The organism is Pseudomonas sp. 2hn (genome assembly GCF_019646095.1).
In the GTDB taxonomy this organism is placed as follows: Bacteria; Pseudomonadota; Gammaproteobacteria; order Pseudomonadales; family Pseudomonadaceae; genus Aquipseudomonas; species Aquipseudomonas peradeniyensis.
This window is the reverse complement of the sequence record NZ_CP081016.1, coordinates 4227071-4245630: the sequence shown is the minus strand read 5'-3', so window position 1 is coordinate 4245630 and position 18560 is coordinate 4227071. Positions and strand designations below refer to the sequence as shown.

General features: G+C 65.8%; 20 protein-coding genes. 18 read left to right on the top strand and 2 right to left on the bottom strand.

What is annotated here, in order from left to right:
* The first annotated feature begins 69 nt into the window (after positions 1–69).
* From K2O50_RS19145 to murB, 7 genes are read left to right on the top strand one after another with little or no spacing between them, the layout of a single operon-like run.
* Positions 70–705, top strand: a complete 636-nt coding sequence (locus K2O50_RS19145; RefSeq protein WP_028690976.1) for a MotA/TolQ/ExbB proton channel family protein — start codon at positions 70–72, stop codon at positions 703–705.
* Positions 702–1136 (top strand): biopolymer transporter ExbD, encoded by a 435-nt coding sequence (locus tag K2O50_RS19140; RefSeq protein WP_028690977.1) that lies wholly within the window; start codon positions 702–704, stop codon positions 1134–1136. Before K2O50_RS19145 ends, K2O50_RS19140 begins: the two co-directional genes overlap by 4 nt.
* On the top strand, positions 1136–2140 hold the full coding sequence (lpxK, locus tag K2O50_RS19135) for a tetraacyldisaccharide 4'-kinase (protein WP_050704691.1): 1005 nt from the start codon (positions 1136–1138) through the stop codon (positions 2138–2140). The genes K2O50_RS19140 and lpxK overlap by 1 nt, the downstream gene beginning before the upstream one ends.
* Before the next feature lie 34 nt (positions 2141–2174).
* Positions 2175–2360 (top strand): Trm112 family protein, encoded by a 186-nt coding sequence (locus K2O50_RS19130; RefSeq protein ID WP_011532874.1) that lies wholly within the window; start codon positions 2175–2177, stop codon positions 2358–2360.
* A complete protein-coding gene (gene kdsB / locus K2O50_RS19125) occupies positions 2357–3121 on the top strand; it encodes a 3-deoxy-manno-octulosonate cytidylyltransferase (RefSeq protein ID WP_050704692.1) in 765 nt (254 codons plus the stop codon). The genes K2O50_RS19130 and kdsB overlap by 4 nt, the downstream gene beginning before the upstream one ends.
* Complete coding sequence (locus K2O50_RS19120) at positions 3121–3585, top strand: low molecular weight protein-tyrosine-phosphatase (RefSeq protein WP_050704693.1); 465 nt, start codon at positions 3121–3123, stop codon at positions 3583–3585. The genes kdsB and K2O50_RS19120 overlap by 1 nt, the downstream gene beginning before the upstream one ends.
* The gene (gene murB, locus K2O50_RS19115; protein ID WP_050704694.1) at positions 3582–4601 is read left to right on the top strand and encodes a UDP-N-acetylmuramate dehydrogenase; all 1020 of its coding nucleotides are present in this window, start codon (positions 3582–3584) and stop codon (positions 4599–4601) included. The genes K2O50_RS19120 and murB overlap by 4 nt, the downstream gene beginning before the upstream one ends.
* A gap of 174 nt (positions 4602–4775) precedes the next feature.
* On the opposite strand, the gene rne is transcribed toward murB, so the two are convergent.
* Complete coding sequence (gene rne, locus K2O50_RS19110) at positions 4776–8018, bottom strand: ribonuclease E (RefSeq protein WP_050704695.1); 3243 nt, start codon at positions 8016–8018, stop codon at positions 4776–4778.
* A 796-nt stretch (positions 8019–8814) separates the two neighbouring features.
* Between rne and rluC the strand changes: the two genes are divergently transcribed.
* Genes rluC through K2O50_RS19095 form a run of 3 tightly spaced genes read left to right on the top strand, consistent with a single transcriptional unit; the run spans position 8815 to position 11441 of the window.
* Positions 8815–9768: a 23S rRNA pseudouridine(955/2504/2580) synthase RluC gene (gene rluC, locus K2O50_RS19105; protein WP_050704696.1), complete on the top strand. Its 954-nt coding sequence runs from the start codon at positions 8815–8817 to the stop codon at positions 9766–9768.
* Positions 9769–9771: 3 nt separating this feature from the next.
* Positions 9772–10452 (top strand): HAD family hydrolase, encoded by a 681-nt coding sequence (locus K2O50_RS19100; protein ID WP_050704697.1) that lies wholly within the window; start codon positions 9772–9774, stop codon positions 10450–10452.
* Between the two features lie 2 nt (positions 10453–10454).
* Positions 10455–11441, top strand: a complete 987-nt coding sequence (locus K2O50_RS19095; protein ID WP_050704698.1) for a S49 family peptidase — start codon at positions 10455–10457, stop codon at positions 11439–11441.
* A gap of 93 nt (positions 11442–11534) precedes the next feature.
* Here K2O50_RS19095 and K2O50_RS19090 read toward each other — a convergent pair whose 3' ends face one another.
* Complete coding sequence (locus K2O50_RS19090) at positions 11535–12113, bottom strand: nucleoside triphosphate pyrophosphatase (RefSeq protein ID WP_050704699.1); 579 nt, start codon at positions 12111–12113, stop codon at positions 11535–11537.
* A 96-nt stretch (positions 12114–12209) separates the two neighbouring features.
* On the opposite strand from K2O50_RS19090, the gene K2O50_RS19085 reads away from it, so the two are divergent.
* The 8 genes from K2O50_RS19085 (at position 12210) to pabC (ending at position 18558) form a co-directional block, all read left to right on the top strand.
* Complete coding sequence (locus tag K2O50_RS19085) at positions 12210–12737, top strand: YceD family protein (RefSeq protein WP_023630499.1); 528 nt, start codon at positions 12210–12212, stop codon at positions 12735–12737.
* Between the two features lie 13 nt (positions 12738–12750).
* Positions 12751–12933, top strand: a complete 183-nt coding sequence (gene rpmF / locus K2O50_RS19080) for a 50S ribosomal protein L32 (RefSeq protein WP_028690987.1) — start codon at positions 12751–12753, stop codon at positions 12931–12933.
* Between the two features lie 3 nt (positions 12934–12936).
* The gene (gene plsX, locus K2O50_RS19075; RefSeq protein WP_082337679.1) at positions 12937–13947 is read left to right on the top strand and encodes a phosphate acyltransferase PlsX; all 1011 of its coding nucleotides are present in this window, start codon (positions 12937–12939) and stop codon (positions 13945–13947) included.
* A gap of 252 nt (positions 13948–14199) precedes the next feature.
* The gene (gene fabD / locus K2O50_RS19070; RefSeq protein ID WP_050704702.1) at positions 14200–15138 is read left to right on the top strand and encodes an ACP S-malonyltransferase; all 939 of its coding nucleotides are present in this window, start codon (positions 14200–14202) and stop codon (positions 15136–15138) included.
* 16 nt (positions 15139–15154) lie between these two features.
* The gene (fabG, locus tag K2O50_RS19065; protein WP_050704703.1) at positions 15155–15895 is read left to right on the top strand and encodes a 3-oxoacyl-ACP reductase FabG; all 741 of its coding nucleotides are present in this window, start codon (positions 15155–15157) and stop codon (positions 15893–15895) included.
* A 204-nt stretch (positions 15896–16099) separates the two neighbouring features.
* Positions 16100–16336 (top strand): acyl carrier protein, encoded by a 237-nt coding sequence (gene acpP, locus K2O50_RS19060; RefSeq protein WP_028690990.1) that lies wholly within the window; start codon positions 16100–16102, stop codon positions 16334–16336.
* Between the two features lie 162 nt (positions 16337–16498).
* Positions 16499–17743 (top strand): beta-ketoacyl-ACP synthase II, encoded by a 1245-nt coding sequence (gene fabF / locus K2O50_RS19055; RefSeq protein ID WP_050704704.1) that lies wholly within the window; start codon positions 16499–16501, stop codon positions 17741–17743.
* Positions 17743–18558: an aminodeoxychorismate lyase gene (gene pabC, locus K2O50_RS19050; protein ID WP_050704705.1), complete on the top strand. Its 816-nt coding sequence runs from the start codon at positions 17743–17745 to the stop codon at positions 18556–18558. Before fabF ends, pabC begins: the two co-directional genes overlap by 1 nt.
* Positions 18559–18560: the final 2 nt, after the last annotated feature.

Below are 18560 nucleotides of genomic sequence, written 5' to 3'. Positions count from 1 at the left end.
ACCTCCGGCAGATGAGCCCCAGGCGGTCCTATGGTAGAGTGGCGGCCTTTTTCCGAGGGGATGCTAACTGTGTGGGAATTGGTCAAGTCCGGTGGCTGGATGATGCTGCCGATCATCCTGAGCTCCATCGCCGCCATGGCGATCGTCGTCGAGCGCCTGTGGACCCTGCGCGCCAGCCGTGTCACCCCGCCGCACCTGCTGGGCCAGGTGTGGATGTGGATCAAGGACAAGCAACTCACCAGTGACAAGCTCAAGGCCCTGCGCGCCGACTCGCCGCTGGGCGAGATCCTCGCCGCGGGCCTGGCCAACTCGCGCCACGGCCGCGAGATCATGAAGGAGTGCATCGAGGAGGCCGCCTCGCGGGTCATCCACGAGCTGGAACGCTACATCAGCACCCTCGGCACCATCGCCGCCATGGCCCCGCTGCTGGGCCTGCTGGGCACCGTGCTGGGCATGATCGACATCTTCAGCGCCTTCATGGGCTCGCAGATGACCGCCAACGCCGCCGTCCTGGCCGGGGGGATCTCCAAGGCCCTGGTCACCACCGCGGCCGGCCTGATGGTCGGTATCCCGGCGGTGTTCTTCCACCGCTTCCTGCTGCGCCGCATCGATGAGCTGGTGGTGGGCATGGAGCAGGAGGCGATCAAGCTGGTGGAAGTGCTGCAGGGTGACCGCGAAGTGGAAGTGGCCGGAGGCAAGGCGTGAAGTTCCGGCGCAATCGCCAGCGCGAGAACGTCGACATCAACCTGGCGTCGTTGATCGATGTGGTGTTCGTGCTGCTGCTGTTCTTCGTGGTCACCACCACCTTCACCCGCGAGACCCAGCTGCGCGTCGAGCTGCCCGAGGCCAGCAGCGCCGAGCAGCCGCCGGCCGACCAGGGCAAGCTGGTGGAGATCACCATTAGCGCCGACGGCGTGTACTCGGTGAACAACCACCTGCTGCCCAAGAGCGACCTGGACACCCTGACCGAGGCGATCGAGAAGGAATCCGGCGGTGACATCACCCTGCCGCTGGCCATCAGCGCCGACGGCAAGACCCCGCACCAGGCTGTGATCACCGCAATGGACGCGGCCGGCAAGCTCGGCTTCAGCAAGTTGCGCATGACCACCGTCGAGGCCGCGCAGGGCAAGCCCTGATGGCCTTCGCCGACCGTCTGCTCGCCGCCTGGTACGCCGGGCACCCGGCGCTTGCCCTGTTGCGCCCGCTGGAGGCGCTGTACCGCCGCGTGGTGATACGCAAGCGCGCGCGCTTCCTCAGTGGCGAAAGCCCCAGCTACCGTGCCCCGGTACCGGTGATCGTGGTGGGCAACATCACCGTCGGCGGTACCGGCAAGACACCGATGATCCTCTGGCTGATCGAGCACTGCCGCCGGCAGGGGCTCAAGGTCGGCGTGGTCAGCCGTGGCTATGGCGCCAAGCCGCCGCAACATCCTTGGCGTGTCCAGGCTGACCAGCCTGCGGAGCAGGCCGGTGACGAGCCCCTGCTGATCGTCCAGCGCACCGGTGTGCCGCTGGTGATCGACCCCGACCGTTCCCGTGCCGTGCAGGCCTTGCTGGTCAGCGACGCGCCGGACCTGATCCTGTGCGACGACGGCATGCAGCATTACCGCCTGGCCCGCGACCTGGAGCTGGTGCTGATCGACGCCGCCCGGGGCCTTGGCAATCGTCGCTGCCTGCCGGCCGGCCCGTTGCGCGAGCCGGCCGAGCGCCTGGGCGAGGCGGACGCGGTGCTGTTCAACGGCGCTGAGACCGACCGCGACGACGGCTTCGCCTTCCGCCTGCAACCTTCGGCGCTGATCAACCTGCGCAGCGGCGAGCGCCGCGACCTTGACCTGTTCCCGCCTGGCCAGGCGCTGCACGCCGTGGCCGGCATCGGCAATCCGCAACGTTTCTTCAACACCCTGCTGGGGCTACACTGGCAGCCGGTGCCGCACCCTTTCGCCGACCATGCGCCCTACAGCCGTGAAGTGCTGTCGTTCAGCCCACCGCTGCCACTGGTGATGACCGAGAAGGATGCGGTGAAATGCCGGCCCTTCGCCGCCGACGACTGGTGGTACCTGGCGGTCGACGCCGTGCCGACGCCCGCCTTCAGCGACTGGTTCGACGCCCAGCTCGACCGCCTGCTGCCCGGCCGCCCCTGAGCCTTTTTTCATTTTCCGTCGCAAGGACACCTCCATGGACACCAAACTGCTCGATATCCTGGCCTGCCCGATCACCAAGGGCCCGCTCAAGCTCAGCGCCGACAAGACCGAGCTGATCAGCAAGGGCGCGGGCCTGGCCTATCCGATCCGCGACGGCATCCCGGTGATGCTGGAAAGCGAGGCGCGCACCCTGACCGACGAAGAGCGCCTGGACAAATGAGCCTGGACTTCACCGTGGTGATTCCCGCCCGGCTGCGCTCCACGCGCCTGCCGGGCAAGCCATTGCTGCCGATCGCCGGCAAGCCGATGGTCCAGCATGTGTGGGAGCAGGCGCGCAAGAGCGGCGCCAGCCGCGTGGTCATCGCCACCGACGATGCCAGCATCGTCGAGGCCTGCCGGGCGTTCGGCGCCGAGGTGCTGCTGACCCGCGCCGACCATGAGTCGGGCACCGATCGCCTGGCCGAGGTGGCCGCCCAGCTGGGCCTGGCCGCCGATGCCATCGTGGTCAACGTGCAGGGCGACGAGCCGCTGATTCCGCCGGTGATCATCGACCAGGTGGCGGCCAACCTCGCCGCACACCCGGAAGCCGGCATCGCCACCCTGGCCGAGCCGATCCACGCCCCGGAAACCATTTTCAACCCCAATGCGGTCAAGGTGGTCAGCGACAAGCATGGCCTGGCCCTGACCTTCAGCCGCGCGCCGCTGCCCTGGGCGCGGGATGCCTTTGCCAAGGATCGTGAGCAGTTGCCGGAGGGCGTGCCCTATCGCCGCCATATCGGCATGTACGCCTACCGCGTGGGCTTCCTCCAGGACTTCGTCGCCTGGGGCCCGTGCTGGCTGGAGCAGACCGAATCGCTGGAGCAGCTGCGCGCCCTGTGGCACGGCGTGCGCATCCATGTCGCCGACGCCATCGAGGCGCCGGCGGTGGGTGTGGACACCCCTGAAGACCTGGAGCGCGTAAGGCGCTTGCTGGAGGCCTGATGCGCGTCCTGTTCGTCTGCCTCGGCAATATCTGCCGCTCGCCGACCGCCGAAGGCGTGCTGCGCCACCAGCTCGAGGCCGCAGGCCTGGGTGAGGTGGTGCAGGTGGCCTCCGCCGGCACCGGCGACTGGCATGTCGGCAAGGCGCCCGACAGTCGCACCTGCAAGGCGGCCCTGGCCCGTGGCTACGACCTGTCGCGCCAGCGTGCCCAGCAGGTCAAGGCGGCGCACTTCGCCGACTACGACCTGGTCCTGGCCATGGACAAGAGCAACCTGGGCAACCTGCAGGCCCTGCGCCCGCACAACGCCAAGGGCGAGCTCGACCTGTTCCTGCGCCGCTATGGCGCGGCCCTGGACGAAGTGCCGGACCCTTACTACGGCGGTGCCGAAGGCTTCGAGCAGGTCCTGGACCTGATCGAGGCGGCCTGCCGCGAGCTGGTCGTGGAAATCAAGGGGCGGTTATGACGGCGCACTGGCAGGAGCGCGTGTCGCTCAAGCCCTACAACACCTTCGGTATCGATGTCAGTGCCCGCTACTTCACCCAGGTGCATGACGACGACGAAGTCCGCCAGGCCCTGGCCCAGGCCGCCGAGCGGCAGGTACCGGTGCTGGTGATCGGCGGTGGCAGCAACCTGCTGCTGTCCCGCGATGTCGAGGCCCTGGTGCTGCATATGGCCAGTCGTGGCCGACGCCTGCTCAGCGACGATGGTGAGCGGGTGGTGGTGGAGGCCGAGGCCGGCGAGCCTTGGCACCCGTTCGTGCAGTGGAGCCTTGGGCAGGGCTTGTGCGGGTTGGAAAACCTCAGCCTGATCCCCGGCACCGTGGGCGCCGCGCCGATGCAGAACGTCGGTGCCTATGGCGTGGAGATCAAGGATGTGTTCGCCGGCTTGACCGCGCTCGACCGCGAGACAGGCGAGCTGCGGGACTTCTCGCTGGAAGAGTGCGCGTTCGGCTATCGCGACAGCCTGTTCAAGCGCAACCCCGGGCGCTGGCTGATTGTGCGGGTGCGCTTTGCCTTGAATCGCACGTTGCAGGCACACCTGGACTACGGCCCGGTGCGTCAGCGCCTGGCGGAGCAGGGCGTCGAGCAGCCGACCGCGCAGGCAATCAGCGACGCGATCTGCAGTATTCGTCGGGAAAAGCTGCCGGATCCGGCTGAGCTGGGCAACGCCGGGAGCTTCTTCAAGAATCCGGTGGTGTCCGCTGCGTTGGTCGAGCGTATCCGTGCCGGGCATCCCGGCGTGGTGGCCTATCCCCAGGCTGATGGCCAGGTGAAGTTGGCGGCTGGCTGGCTGATCGAGCAGGCGGGGTGGAAAGGCTATCGCGATGGCGATGCCGGGGTGCACCGCTTGCAGTCGCTGGTGCTGGTGAACTACGGCCAGGCGAGCGGGGCGCAGTTGCATGCGCTGGCTCGGCGGATCCAGGCGGATATCCTCGAGCGCTTCGGGGTGGAGCTGGAGATGGAGCCGAACCTGTACTGATGGGTTGGCCTGTGCCAGCCCTATCGCGGGGCAAGCCCGCTCCTACAGGTAGGGTGTTGCCCTTGTAGGAGCGGGCTTGCCCCGCGATCACCGGCGAAGCCGGTGCCATCCACCCGGCAAAGAAAAAGCCCCGCCAGTTCGCACTGGCGGGGCTTTTTCATTCAGCCGAGGCTATCAACCGTGATGAGGCTTGTGCTCGTCAGCGGTTTCCAGGGCTTCGGCCGGGGCGGCGGCGGCCAGGGCAGCAGCGGCTGCTTCGGCTTCACGCTTGCGGCGACGCACTTCACGCGGGTCGTTCGGCGCACGGCCGTTCGGCAGCATGATGGTGGACGGCTCGGCCGGCGCTTCTTCGGCAACCACGGCTGGCGCAGGCTCGGCCACCGGGGCTTCGACCACTTCAGGCTGGGCTTCGACGGCTTCGGCCACCGGAGCAGGTTGCTCGGCGACTGGCGCCTGGGCTTCGACCACTTCGGCAACCGGTGCCTTCTCGATCTCGCCCGCTTCCACCACAGGGGCTTCCAGGACCGCTGCAGGCTCGACAGCTGCCTCGACAACGGCGGCCGGCTGCTCGGCGGCGGCTTCTTCGACCACAGGCTGCGGCGCCACTTCGACGACAGGCTCGATGCTCGGCTCGGCGGCGACCACTGGCTCGCTGACAGGCTGCTCGACCACCGGGGCGATGGCGACCTGCTCGGCCACGACTTCGGTGATTTCCACCTGGGTCTCGGCGACAGCGGCGCTGGCGCGCTCGGCCTGCTGGTTGGCTTCGGCCTCGGCGTCGGCGCTGATGTTGCTGGTGGCAACGGCAGCGATGACGGCAGTGCCGGCGGCCAGTTCGGCACCCAGCTCGGTGGCCTGGTGCTGTTGTGGCTGCTCTTCGCCGGCGTCTTCGTCGCCGCCTTCGATCAGCTCGCCATTGGCGTTGCGCTGGCGCTCACGACGGTTGCTGCGACGACGCTGGCCACGCGAGCGGCGGCGTGGACGCTCGCCATCGGCGCCTTCCTGCTCGTCCTGCAGCAGCTCTTCGTTCGGCAGTTGCTCCTCGGCGAGCTCCACGGCCTGTTCGGCGGCCTGCACCTCAGGGCGCAGCTGGCGCTCTTCGCGTGGGGCGCGTTCCTCACGTGGCGCACGCTCTTCGCGAGGGGCACGTTCTTCACGCGGTGCACGCTCTTCACGAGGGGCGCGTTCTTCACGCGGTGCGCGCTCTTCGCGAGGAGCACGTTCTTCACGCGGTGCGCGCTCTTCGCGAGGAGCACGTTCTTCACGCGGTGCGCGCTCTTCGCGAGGAGCGCGTTCTTCACGCGGTGCACGCTCTTCGCGTGGAGCGCGCTCTTCACGGGCTACGCGCTCTTCACGCGGGGCGCGTTCTTCGCGGGCGACCGGTGCGGCGTCCAGCGGCTCGCGCAGTTCGCGCACGCGCTCTTCGCGGTTGCCGCGGCGGTCTTCACGTGGCTGGCGCGGTTGACGCTCTTCACGTGGCGCGCGTTCTTCACGCGGGGCACGCTCTTCGCGAGGCTGACGCTCTTCACGCGGGGCGCGCTCGCCGCGCTCTTCGCGTGGCTTGCGGTCTTCTTCGCGACGACCGTTGCGGTTGCGGCTCTGCTGGCGACCGTTGCGACGCTCTTCATTGCGTGGCGAGCGCTCGGTGGCAGGCTTCTCGGTGGCGGCGGCCGGTGCGGCGGCAGGTTCTTCCTTGCCGGCGAACAGGCTGACCAGCGACTTCACCAGGCCCTTGAACAGGCTCGGTTCGGCGGCGGCAGGGGCGGCGACCGGCGTGGCAGGTGCCGGCTGCTCTTCAGCGGCGGCTGGCACCGGGGCGTTGGCGCGGGCCGGCGCGGTCTTGACCGCGGCTTCCTGGCGTACCAGGGTGCGGGTGGCGGTCGGCTGCGGCGCTTCTTCGGTCTCGGCCGAGGCGATCTCGTAGCTGGACTGGTTGTTCAGCACGTCCGGGTTGTCGTCGCGCAGGCGCTGGACTTCGAAGTGCGGGGTTTCCAGGTGATCGTTCGGCAGGATGATGATGCGTGCGCGAGTGCGCAGTTCGATCTTGGTGATCGAGTTGCGTTTCTCGTTGAGCAGGAAGGCGGCGACCGGGATCGGCACCTGGGCGCGTACTTCGGCGGTGCGGTCCTTCAGCGCTTCTTCTTCGATCAGGCGCAGGATCGCCAGCGACAGCGACTCGACGTCACGGATGATGCCGGTGCCGGAGCAGCGTGGGCAGACGATGCCGCTGCTTTCGCCCAGCGATGGACGCAGGCGCTGACGGGACATTTCCAGCAGGCCGAAACGCGAGATGCGGCCTACCTGCACGCGGGCACGGTCGGCCTCGAGGCACTCACGCACGCGCTCTTCGACGGCGCGCTGGTTCTTGGCCGGGGTCATGTCGATGAAGTCGATGACGATCAGGCCGCCGATGTCACGCAGGCGCAGCTGGCGGGCGATCTCTTCGGCCGCTTCCAGGTTGGTCTGCAGGGCGGTCTCTTCGATGTCGCTGCCTTTGGTGGCGCGCGCCGAGTTGATGTCGATGGACACCAGGGCTTCGGTCGGGTCGATGACGATCGAGCCGCCGGACGGCAGGTCGACCACGCGCTGGAAGGCGGTTTCGATCTGGCTTTCGATCTGGAAGCGGTTGAACAGCGGCACGCTGTCTTCGTACAGCTTGACCTTGCTGGCGTACTGCGGCATCACCTGGCGGATGAAGGTCAGGGCTTCTTCCTGGGCGTCGATGCTGTCGATCAGCACTTCGCCGATGTCCTGGCGCAGGTAGTCGCGGATGGCGCGGATGATGACGTTGCTTTCCTGGTAGATCAGGAACGGCGCGGCGCGGTCTTGCGAGGCTTCCTTGATGGCGGTCCACAGCTGCAGCAGGTAGTCGAGGTCCCACTGCATTTCTTCGCTGCTGCGGCCCAGGCCCGCGGTGCGCACGATCAGGCCCATGTCGCCCGGAACGGTCAGGCCGTTCAGTGCTTCGCGCAATTCGTTGCGCTCTTCGCCTTCGATGCGGCGGGAGATGCCACCGGCGCGCGGGTTGTTGGGCATCAGTACCAGGTAGCGGCCGGCCAGGCTGATGAAGGTGGTCAGGGCGGCGCCTTTGTTGCCGCGCTCTTCCTTCTCGACCTGGACGATGACTTCCTGGCCTTCGCTCAGGACTTCCTTGATGTTGACCCGGCCTTCAGGGGCTTTCTTGAAGTATTCGCGGGAGATTTCCTTCAGCGGCAGGAAGCCGTGACGTTCGGAGCCGAAGTCGACGAAGGCGGCTTCGAGGCTGGGCTCGATCCGGGTGATCTTGCCTTTGTAGATGTTGGCCTTTTTCTGCTCGCGGGCGCCGGACTCGATGTCCAGGTCGTAGAGACGTTGGCCGTCCACCAGGGCTACACGCAACTCTTCGGGCTGAGTTGCGTTAATCAGCATTCTTTTCATGTTGTACCGTCGGTTTCCGGGCTGCCGGAAACGGCGTGCGGCACACACGACTTCTCAGGGTCGGTGCCAAGGTGCGCAAAGGGTGGCGGGCCACCCCCGTGTCTGGCGACGTTCGGCACCAGCCGGTTGCCCAGCCTGCCGTTGTCGCGACGACGCGTCCTGTTTTGCGGTGCCAAAAGACCTGTCGAGCTTTTCGAAGGTTATCCGAATCAATCGAGCGGGCCTGGTGCACTCAGTCAGGAGGAGGAATCAACCGGTCGTCCGTGGACGCCACGAGGGCGTCTGTTCAGGACCTTGTCCGCTCATCGCCCGTTGAGTGGGGCGCTGGTGCGGGTTCGGTGCCACACGGTCCGAGGGCTGTACGTCTCCACCCTGCACGTATCCCTTGAAAATTCGGTGCTGCCGCGCGCTGAATCCGCAACGGGTTGCATTTTTCGCCAGCCCGGTTCCGGGCTGGCGCCATAACATATCCAAGGCAGGTATTTCCGAAGCATTCGCCCGAATGCGCGGAAACGACGGTGGCGGGCAGAGGTACGGCGAAAAGAATCGGGTAAGCAGGTGAAACACCGCACTTGTCGTTTTTTTTCGGTCTTCTCTACACAGCGCTGGTGGCGATTCCAGGCATTTAGTTAAACTGGCGAACGCTCCGTAGGACGGCCTCGCGTCCTCGGGAATTGCGATGGTCAGGGCCGGCGTAGAGCCTGGTGCCGCTGGCCTGCCGCTTTTGGCGGCGTTCGCGACTATAGCAGTAATGATTAAGTGCTTCAATTCCATAAAAAATTGTTATGATCCCGCCATGACGACCAATACCCCCCCGACTTCCGGCGTTCAGCTGATCGAAGTCCCGCCGGAGCTTGCCGGCCAGCGCATCGACAATTTCCTCATCACGGCCCTCAAGGGCGTGCCCAAGACCCTGGTCTACCGCATCCTGCGCAAGGGTGAGGTGCGGGTCAACAAGGGCCGGATCAAACCCGAGTACAAGCTGCAGGCCGGCGATATCGTGCGCGTGCCGCCGGTGCGCCTGCCCGAGCGCGACGAGCCGGCGCCGGTGGCCCAGGGGCTGCTGCAGCGCCTGGAGGCCGCGATTGTCTACGAGGACAAGGCGCTGATCGTGATGAACAAGCCGGCCGGCATCGCCGTGCACGGCGGCAGCGGCCTGAGCTTCGGCGTGATCGAGGCGCTGCGCCAGCTGCGCCCGGACGCCAAGGAGTTGGAGCTGGTGCATCGCCTGGACCGCGACACCTCGGGCCTGCTGATGATCGCCAAGAAGCGCAGCATGCTGCGCCACCTGCACGCCGCCCTGCGCGGCGATGGCGTCGACAAACGCTACATGGCGCTGGTGCGCGGCCACTGGCCGACCTCCAAGAAGCAGGTCAATGCGCCGCTGCAGAAGAGCAACCTGCGTTCCGGCGAGCGCATGGTCGAGGTCAACGACGAGGGCAAGGACGCGCTGACGATGTTCCGCGTGCTGCGCCGTTTCGGCGAGTTCGCCACCATCGTCGAGGCGCGGCCGATCACCGGGCGTACCCACCAGATCCGTGTGCATACCCTGCATGCCGGGCACATGATCGCCGGCGACAGCAAGTACGGCGATGAAGACTTCACTCGCGAGATCCGCGAGCTGGGCGGCAAGCGTCTGTTCCTGCATGCCTACCAGCTGACCGTGCCGCTGCCCGACGGTGGCGAGCTCAAGCTCGAGGCGCCGGTGGACGAGATGTGGGCCAAGACCATCGAGCGGCTGGCGTCCTGATCCATGAATAAATGTTATGACCTGCTGATTTTCGATTGGGACGGCACCCTGGCCGATTCCATCGGGCGCATCGTCGAGGCGATGAACGTGGCCGCCGGGCGTGCCGGCGAGGCCGCCAGCAGCGACGAGGCGGTCAAGGGCATCATCGGTCTGGCGCTGGGGGAGGCGATCGCCACCCTGTACCCGCACCTCGATGTGCCGCAGGTCGAGGCATTCCGTCAGCACTACGCCGACGTGTACATGGCGCTGGACCAGCAGCCGTCGCCGTTGTTCGACGGCGTGGTCGAGTCGCTGGAAGCGTTCCGTGCCGAGGGGTATCGTCTGGCGGTGGCCACGGGCAAGGCGCGGCGCGGCCTGGATCGCGTGCTCAAGGCCAATGGCTGGGAAGGCTATTTCGACATCACCCGGGCTGCCGACGAAACCCGTGGCAAGCCGCATCCGCTGATGCTCGAAGAGATTCTCGCCCATTGTCGGGTCGAACCCGGGCGGGCGCTGATGGTCGGAGATTCGGCGTTCGACCTGCAGATGGCCAGCAATGCCGGCATGCATTCGGTTGCCGTGGGCTACGGCGCCATGCCGCTGCAGGCCCTGGCCGAATACGGGCCGCAGGTGTGCATCGAGCATTTTTCCCAGTTGCGCGAATGGCTGGCCGAGCCTGCGCAGATCAATTTCCAAGGTAGGTGAGCATGACTGACGAATGGAAGGCGCCCGAGCCGGACGAAACCGGCGAGGAGCGCAAGAGCTGGAAGCTGCTGGAGAAGACCTTGCTGGCCGGCGTCCAGGAGCAACGCCGGGCGCGGCGCTGGGGGATCTTCTTCAAGCTGCTGACCTTCGTTTACCTGTTCGGCATCCTGTTCCTGTTCACGCCGTTGATGGATGTGGACAAGGCGGCCTCGCGCAGCGGCAACCACACCGCGCTGGTCGAGGTGCGCGGGGTGATCGCCGACCAGGAGCCGGCCAGCGCCGACAATATCGTCAAGAGCCTGCGCGAGGCGTTCAAGGATCCGAAGACCAAGGCCGTGGTCATGCGCATCAACAGCCCGGGCGGCAGTCCGGTGCAGTCGGGCTACGTGTATGACGAGATCCGTCGTCTGCGCGCCGAGTATCCGGCCATCAAGCTGTATGCGGTCATCAGTGACCTGGGCGCGTCCGGCGCCTACTACATCGCCAGCGCCGCCGACGAGATCTATGCCGACAAGGCCAGTCTGGTCGGCTCCATCGGTGTCACCGCGGCCGGCTATGGCTTCGTCGGGACCATGGACAAACTGGGGGTGGAGCGTCGCACCTACACCGCCGGCGAGCACAAGGCGTTCCTTGATCCGTTCTCGCCGCAGAAGCCCGAGGAGACCGCGTTCTGGCAGGGCGTGCTGGATACCACGCATCGCCAGTTCATCGCCATGGTCAAGCAGGGGCGGGGTGAGCGGTTGAAGGACAAGGAGCATCCGGAGCTGTTCAGCGGGCTGATCTGGTCCGGCGAGCAGGCCAAGGCGCTGGGGCTGGTGGATGGGCTGGGCAGTGCCAGCTATGTCGCCCGCGACATTGTGGGCGAGAAGGAGCTGGTGGACTTCACCGTGCAGGAGTCGCCATTCGATCGCTTCTCCAAGCGCATTGGTGCCAGCGTGGCTGAGCGTCTGGCGCTGTACATGGGGTTCCAGGGGCCTTCGCTGCGCTGAGCTGAATCGGCGTGGCATTCATCGCGGGGCAAGCCCGCTCCCACGGGGCGCTCATCGGTCTCGTGGGAGCGGGCTTGCCCCGCGATTGCATGTTCAAGGCACCTGCACACCCTCCTTGTGCAGCATGTCCACCAGTCTAATCAGAGGCAGTCCGATCAGGCTCGTGGCATCACAGCCATGGGTGCTCTGGAACAGGCTGACCCCCAATCCCTCCGCCTTGAAGCTGCCGGCGCAGTCCAGCGGCTGCTCGGTCGTCACGTAGCGCTCCACGCGCTCCCGGTCCAGCTCGCGCATCGTCACGGTAAACGGCACGCAATCGACCTGGCAGTGGCCGGTGGCGCTGTTCAGCAGCGCCAGTCCGGTGAGGAAGGTGACCTGCTGCCCGCTAGCCTCCAGCAATTGCTCGCAGGCGCGTTCGAAGGTGTGGGGCTTGCCGAGGATCTGCTCGCCCAGTACCGCCACCTGGTCGGAGCCGATGATCAGGTGGTCGGGGTGGCTGGCGGCCAGGGCCTCGGCCTTCTCTCGGGCCAGGCGACGGACCAGCTCGACGGCGGGCTCGCCATCGAGGCGCCGTTCGTCAAGGTCGGGGCTCGCCCAGGTGAAGGGCAGGCGCAGGCGGGTGAGCAGTTCGCGGCGGTACGCAGAGCTGGAAGCCAGTAACAAGGGAAGCATGGTAGACTCCTGGGCAATTACCCCGAATTCTAACATGCGAGATGACACCTAATTTCCTTTGACAGGGAGGGGGTGCATCCCTAGAATGCTGCGCCTATGTTGAATGACCCGATTCCACCTCACGTTGACCCGCGCAAATTGGCTGATCGTGGCGTAACCCTCGAAGGTTCGCTGCAACTCGCTGATTTGGAAAGACTCTGCGACCCGCTTTCCGACAATGTCGGTACGGTGCAGGCGAAGTTCGATTTTGAACGAGATGAACAGCACGTGGTGGTTATCCACAGCGCGCTGGACGTCGAAGTCAAGATGGTTTGCCAGCGTTGTCTTGAGCTGGTCACCCTGCCGATTCACAGCGAATGCACATACGCCGTGGTGAAGGAGGGTGCGAACACCCAGTCGTTGCCGAAAGGCTATGACGTGCTGGAACTGGGCGAAGATCCTTTGGATCTGCAGGCGTTGGTCGAGGAAGAGCTGTTGCTCGCCCTGCCGATCGTGCCTGCTCATCATCCGGAAGAATGCCAGCAGCCGGCGGGACTCGATGAGCCCGAGCCGAGCAAGGACGAGGTATCGCGGTCCAACCCGTTCAGTGTATTGGCGCAGTTAAAGCGTGACCCAAACGTTTAGGAGTTAATCAATTATGGCTGTTCAGCAGAACAAAAAATCCCGCTCTGCCCGTGACATGCGCCGTTCGCACGACGCCCTGTCGGCAGAAGCTCTGTCGGTAGAGAAGAGCACCGGTGAAGTACACCTGCGTCACCACGTATCGCCAGAAGGCGTATACCGTGGTCGCAAAGTGATCGACAAGGGCGCCGACGAGTAATCCTTGTCCGCTCAGATCATCGCGATTGACGCAATGGGCGGGGACTTCGGTCCCCGCAACATTGTCCAGGCTAGCATTGCCTGCCTTTCGGCTACCCCCTCGCTGCACCTGACCCTCGTCGGTCAACCCTCCCTCCTTGAAGATCTCGTCAGCGGCCTTGCGGCTGCGGATCGCGCGCGCCTGCAGATTGTCGCGGCCAGCGAAGTGATCGGCATGGACGAGCGGCCATCGCAGGCGTTGCGGGGCAAGCCGGACTCGTCGATGCGCGTCGCCCTCGAACTGGTGCGTGATGGCAAGGCCCAGGCCTGCGTGAGCGCCGGCAATACCGGTGCGCTCATGGCCCTGTCGCGCCTGGTGCTCAAGACCCTGCCCGGCATCGATCGCCCGGCGATGGTGGCGGCGATTCCGACCCAGGCCGGCTATTGTCAGCTACTCGACCTCGGCGCCAATGTCGATTGCAGCGCGGAAAACCTCTACCAGTTCGCCGTGATGGGCTCGGTGGCTGCCCAAGCCCTGGGCGTGCACCGGCCGCGGGTGGCGCTGCTCAATATCGGCACCGAGGACATCAAGGGCAACCAGCAGGTCAAGTTGGCCGCCAGTCTGCTGCAGAACGCCCGGGGCCTGAACTACATCGGCTTCGTCGAGGGAGACGGGCTGTACCGTGGCGAGGCGGACGTGGTGGTGTGCGACGGTTTCGTCGGCAATATCCTGCTCAAGTCCAGCGAAGGCCTGGCGACCATGATCGGTGCGCGCATCGAGGCGTTGTTCCGTGGCGGGCTGCTGGCGCGGGCGGCGGGGGCCATGGCCATGCCGTTGCTCAAGCGCCTGCAGGCCGACCTGGCGCCGGCGCGACACAATGGCGCAAGCTTCCTGGGGTTGCAGGGCATCGTCATCAAGAGCCATGGTTCGGCGGGCGTGCAGGGCTTGCAGAGCGCGATCCAGCGGGCGCTGATCGAGATCCAGGAGAACCTGCCGCAGCGCCTGCATGGGCGTCTGGAGGACTTGCTGCCGTAGCCTGTGCCGACCTCTTCGCGGATAAATCCGCTCCCACAGGTACCCTGCAACCTTCAGGCCTGTGGCAATCCTGTGGGAGCGGGTTTACCCGCGAAAGGGCCGGCACAGGCAAACAAAGACCTTAGGCATATCGCCGATGAAGTGCTTAAATGTGACCGCTTGGTCTGTGTATCCATCCAAGCTTTCAGATTGCGCGCCCGGCCCACGGCCCGGCGCACCCTATCCGACGACAAGATCATAAGGGCTTGTTCAATGTCTGCATCCCTCGCATTCGTCTTTCCTGGTCAAGGTTCCCAGTCGCTGGGCATGCTCAAAGAGCTGGGCGCCGAAAAACCGGTAATCGTCGAGACCTTCAAGGAAGCGTCCGAGGCCCTGGGCTACGACCTGTGGAAGCTGGTCCAGGAAGGCCCGGAAGAACAACTCAACCAGACCGACAAGACCCAGCCGGCCATCCTGACCGCCTCGATCGCCCTGTGGCGCCTGTGGCTGGAAGAGGGTGGCGCGCAGCCTGCGTACGTCTCCGGTCACAGCCTGGGTGAATACAGCGCCCTGGTCGCCGCTGGCAGCCTGTCGCTGAAAGACGCCGTGCGCCTTGTCGAGCGCCGCGGTCAGCTGATGCAGGAGGCTGTGCCGGCCGGCCACGGCGCGATGGCCGCGATCCTCGGCCTGGACGACGCGGTCGTGGTCGAGATCTGCGCCAAGGCCGCCGAAGACCAAGTGGTCAGCGCGGTGAACTTCAACTCCCCTGGCCAGGTGGTCATCGCCGGCAACAAGGCGGCGGTGGATCGCGCCATGGAGCTGTGCAAAGAGGCCGGTGCCAAGCGCGCCCTGCCGTTGGCGGTCAGCGTGCCGTCGCACTGCGCGCTGATGAAGCCGGCCGCCGAGCGGTTCGCCGAGTCGGTCAACGCCATCGAATGGAAGGCCCCGCAGATCCCGGTGGTGCAGAACGTCACCGCCGCCATCGCCGCCGACCTCGACGCTCTCAAGCAAGACCTGCTGGCTCAGCTGTACCAGCCGGTACGCTGGGTAGAGTGCGTGCAGGCCCTGGCCGAGCGCGGCGCGGTGAACCTGGTCGAATGCGGCCCGGGCAAGGTCCTGGCCGGCCTGAACAAGCGTTGCGCCGACGGCGTGACCACCTACAACCTCAACACCCCAGACGCCGTCGCCGCCACCCGTGCGGCGCTGGCCTGAATTCGGAGAAGCTTGCATGAGCCTGCAAGGTAAAGTTGCACTGGTCACCGGCGCCAGCCGTGGTATCGGCCAGGCCATCGCCCTCGAGCTGGGCCGTCAGGGCGCGACCGTGATCGGTACCGCCACCACCGCGTCGGGCGCCGAGCGTATTGCCGCCACTCTGAAAGAGCACGGCATCAACGGCACCGGCCTTGAGCTGAACGTCACCAGCGCCGAGTCCGTGGACGCGGTGCTGGGCGCCATCGGCGAGCAGTTCGGTGCACCGGCCATCCTGGTCAACAACGCCGGCATCACCCGCGACAATCTGATGCTGCGGATGAAGGACGACGAGTGGTTCGATGTGATCGACACCAACCTCAACAGTCTCTACCGTCTGTCCAAGGGCGTGCTGCGCGGCATGACCAAGGCCCGCTGGGGTCGTATCATCAGCATCGGCTCGGTAGTGGGTGCCATGGGCAACGCCGGCCAGGCCAACTACGCGGCCGCCAAGGCCGGTCTGGAAGGCTTCAGCCGTGCCCTGGCCCGTGAAGTGGGCTCGCGTGGCATCACCGTCAACTCGGTGACCCCGGGCTTCATCGACACCGACATGACCCGCGAGCTGGCCGAAGCGCAGCGCGAGGCCATGCTGAAAGAGATTCCGCTGGGCCGCCTGGGCCAGGCCGAGGAGATCGCGAAAGTGGTTTCCTTCCTGGCTTCCGACGGCGCAGCCTATGTCACCGGCGCCACCGTGCCGGTGAACGGCGGGATGTACATGTAAAAACCGCAACTCAATGTGACGGATTGCTTCAAAAAAGAGTCATACTGCGAGCCTAAAATCCGTTATAAAGCTGCAACCAGATTCCGGGCAGAGGGCCCGGTGGCCTGGTGGAAGGCGCGTTACGCTTGAAAAGCAGGCGTCTTCCTATAAACTTGGTCACCGGCCAGCTGCCTGACATATGTCCATTAGGAGTGAAAACTAGGTATGAGCACCATCGAAGAACGCGTCAAGAAAATCGTCGCCGAGCAACTGGGCGTCAAGGAAGATGAAGTGAAGAACACCTCTTCCTTCGTTGAGGACCTGGGTGCCGATTCGCTTGACACCGTTGAGCTGGTGATGGCTCTGGAAGAGGAATTCGAGACCGAAATCCCTGACGAAGAAGCCGAGAAGATCACTACCGTTCAAGCTGCCATCGACTACGTCAACGCCCACCAGGCCTAAGACGTTTCAGTCGACGCTACTTGTCGGGAAAAACCGCACTGCCGTCGCCGGCGTGCGGTTTTTTCTTTGCAAGCCCTGCAATCAGCGGAGTCTGTTGCCAGGCCATTGGCCGCGCCAGTGCACTGGCAAGAGACTCTGTAATTTGGAAATGAGGAGAGTACTGTGTCGCGTAGACGCGTCGTGGTCACTGGTATGGGTATGCTGTCGCCACTGGGTACCGATGTACCGAGCACCTGGCAGGGCATTCTGGCTGGCCGCAGTGGCATCGGTCCGATCGAGCATACGGATCTGTCTGCCTACTCCACCCGTTTTGGCGGCTCGGTAAAGGGCTTCGAAGTCGAGCAGTACCTGTCGGCCAAGGAGGCCCGCAAGCTCGATCTGTTCATCCAGTACGGCCTGGCGGCCGGCTTCCAGGCGGTGCGCAACGCCGGCCTGGAAATCACCGACGCCAACCGCGAGCGCATCGGCGTGGCCATGGGCTCGGGCATCGGTGGCCTGACCAACATCGAAGAGACCAGCAAGACCCTGCACGAGCAGGGGCCGCGCCGGATTTCGCCATTCTTCGTGCCGGGCTCGATCATCAACATGATCTCCGGCTTCCTGTCGATCCACCTGGGTCTGCAAGGGCCGAACTACGCGATCGCCACCGCCTGCACCACCGGCACCCACTGCATCGGCATGGCCGCGCGCAACATCGCCTACGGTGAAGCCGACGTGATGATCGCCGGCGGTGCCGAAATGGCCGCCTGCGGCCTGGGCATGGGCGGCTTCGGCGCGTCCCGCGCGCTGTCGACCCGCAACGACGAGCCGGCCCGTGCCAGCCGTCCGTGGGACAAGGGCCGTGACGGCTTCGTGCTGTCCGACGGCGCCGGCGCCCTGGTGCTCGAAGAGCTGGAGCACGCCAAGGCCCGTGGCGCCACCATCTATGCCGAGCTGGTCGGTTTCGGCATGAGCGGCGACGCCTACCACATGACCTCGCCGCCCGATTCCGGCGAAGGCGCCGCCCGCTGCATGGCCAACGCCCTGCGCGATGCCGGCATCCAGCCTGAGGACGTCAGCTACATCAACGCCCACGGTACCTCGACGCCGGCCGGCGACATCGCCGAAGTGGCCGCGATCAAGCGTGTGTTCGGCGAGCACGCCTACAAGCTGGCAGTCAGCTCGACCAAGTCGATGACCGGCCATCTGCTCGGCGCCGCCGGCGCGGTCGAGGCGATCTTCAGCGTTCTGGCGATAAACAGCCAGATGGCGCCGCCGACCATCAACCTGGATGAGCCCGACGAAGGTTGCGACCTGGACTTCGTGCCGCACCAGGCGCGCAGCATGCCGATCGACGTGGTGCTGTCCAACTCGTTCGGTTTCGGTGGCACCAACGGTTCGCTGGTATTCCGTCGGTTCGCCGACTGATGCACAGCTGGATCGATGGCCAGGACGCGGCTGCGGTCAATCTGCAGAACCGCGGCCTGGCCTACGGCGATGGCCTGTTCGAGACCATCGCCGTGCGCGGCGGCAGGCCCAGCCTGCTGGCCCCGCACCTCGACCGCCTGGCGCTGGGTTGCCAGCGCCTGGCGATCGAGGCCGACCTGACGCTGGTTCGCAATGAACTGTTGCAATTCGCCCAGCTGCTGGGCGAGGGCGTCGCCAAGCTGATCCTGACCCGCGGCGACAGCCAGCGCGGCTATGCTCCGGTGGCTGGCGCCCAGGCGCGGCGCATCCTCCAGGGCAGCCCCTTGCCGGCCTATCCCGCCGAACACGCCGAACAGGGCGTGCGCCTGTACGCCTGCCAGACGCGGCTGGCGGAACAACCGCTGCTGGCCGGGCTCAAACACCTCAACCGCCTCGAGCAGGTGCTGGCCCGCGCCGAATGGCAGGATCCGGCGTTTGCCGAAGGCTTGATGCGTGACGGCCAAGGTCGGGTGATCGAAGGGGTGTACAGCAACCTGTTCCTGGTGCGTGACGGCGTGCTGCTGACCGCCGAGCTGAGCCGCTGCGGCGTTGCCGGGGTGATGCGCGCGACGTTGCTGGAGCAGGCGGCGTTGCTGGGCATTCCCACCCAGGTGCGGGACTTGCCGCTGGAGGTGCTGGAGCAGGCCGACGAAGTGTTCGTCTGCAACAGTGTCTACGGCATCTGGCCCGTGCGTGAATTCGCCGCGCTGAACTGGCCGGCAGGGCCGCTCACCCGTAAACTGCAGGCCGTTGCCCGTACGTTACTGGATACCTGATT

What these genes read in the sequence shown, in the direction of transcription:
- fabG (WP_050704703.1), top strand. Translation starts at nt 15,155, where the DNA reads ATGAGCCTGCAAGGTAAAGTTGCACTGGTCACCGGCGCCAGCCGTGGT.
- K2O50_RS19095 (WP_050704698.1), top strand. Translation starts at nt 10,455, where the DNA reads ATGACTGACGAATGGAAGGCGCCCGAGCCGGACGAAACCGGCGAGGAG.
- rluC (WP_050704696.1), top strand. Translation starts at nt 8,815, where the DNA reads ATGACGACCAATACCCCCCCGACTTCCGGCGTTCAGCTGATCGAAGTC.
- K2O50_RS19130 (WP_011532874.1), top strand. Translation starts at nt 2,175, where the DNA reads ATGGACACCAAACTGCTCGATATCCTGGCCTGCCCGATCACCAAGGGC.
- K2O50_RS19100 (WP_050704697.1), top strand. Translation starts at nt 9,772, where the DNA reads ATGAATAAATGTTATGACCTGCTGATTTTCGATTGGGACGGCACCCTG.
- kdsB (WP_050704692.1), top strand. Translation starts at nt 2,357, where the DNA reads ATGAGCCTGGACTTCACCGTGGTGATTCCCGCCCGGCTGCGCTCCACG.
- K2O50_RS19085 (WP_023630499.1), top strand. Translation starts at nt 12,210, where the DNA reads ATGTTGAATGACCCGATTCCACCTCACGTTGACCCGCGCAAATTGGCT.
- lpxK (WP_050704691.1), top strand. Translation starts at nt 1,136, where the DNA reads ATGGCCTTCGCCGACCGTCTGCTCGCCGCCTGGTACGCCGGGCACCCG.
- rpmF (WP_028690987.1), top strand. Translation starts at nt 12,751, where the DNA reads ATGGCTGTTCAGCAGAACAAAAAATCCCGCTCTGCCCGTGACATGCGC.
- K2O50_RS19090 (WP_050704699.1), bottom strand. Translation starts at nt 12,113, where the DNA reads ATGCTTCCCTTGTTACTGGCTTCCAGCTCTGCGTACCGCCGCGAACTG.
- pabC (WP_050704705.1), top strand. Translation starts at nt 17,743, where the DNA reads ATGCACAGCTGGATCGATGGCCAGGACGCGGCTGCGGTCAATCTGCAG.
- acpP (WP_028690990.1), top strand. Translation starts at nt 16,100, where the DNA reads ATGAGCACCATCGAAGAACGCGTCAAGAAAATCGTCGCCGAGCAACTG.
- K2O50_RS19120 (WP_050704693.1), top strand. Translation starts at nt 3,121, where the DNA reads ATGCGCGTCCTGTTCGTCTGCCTCGGCAATATCTGCCGCTCGCCGACC.
- rne (WP_050704695.1), bottom strand. Translation starts at nt 8,018, where the DNA reads ATGAAAAGAATGCTGATTAACGCAACTCAGCCCGAAGAGTTGCGTGTA.
- murB (WP_050704694.1), top strand. Translation starts at nt 3,582, where the DNA reads ATGACGGCGCACTGGCAGGAGCGCGTGTCGCTCAAGCCCTACAACACC.
- fabD (WP_050704702.1), top strand. Translation starts at nt 14,200, where the DNA reads ATGTCTGCATCCCTCGCATTCGTCTTTCCTGGTCAAGGTTCCCAGTCG.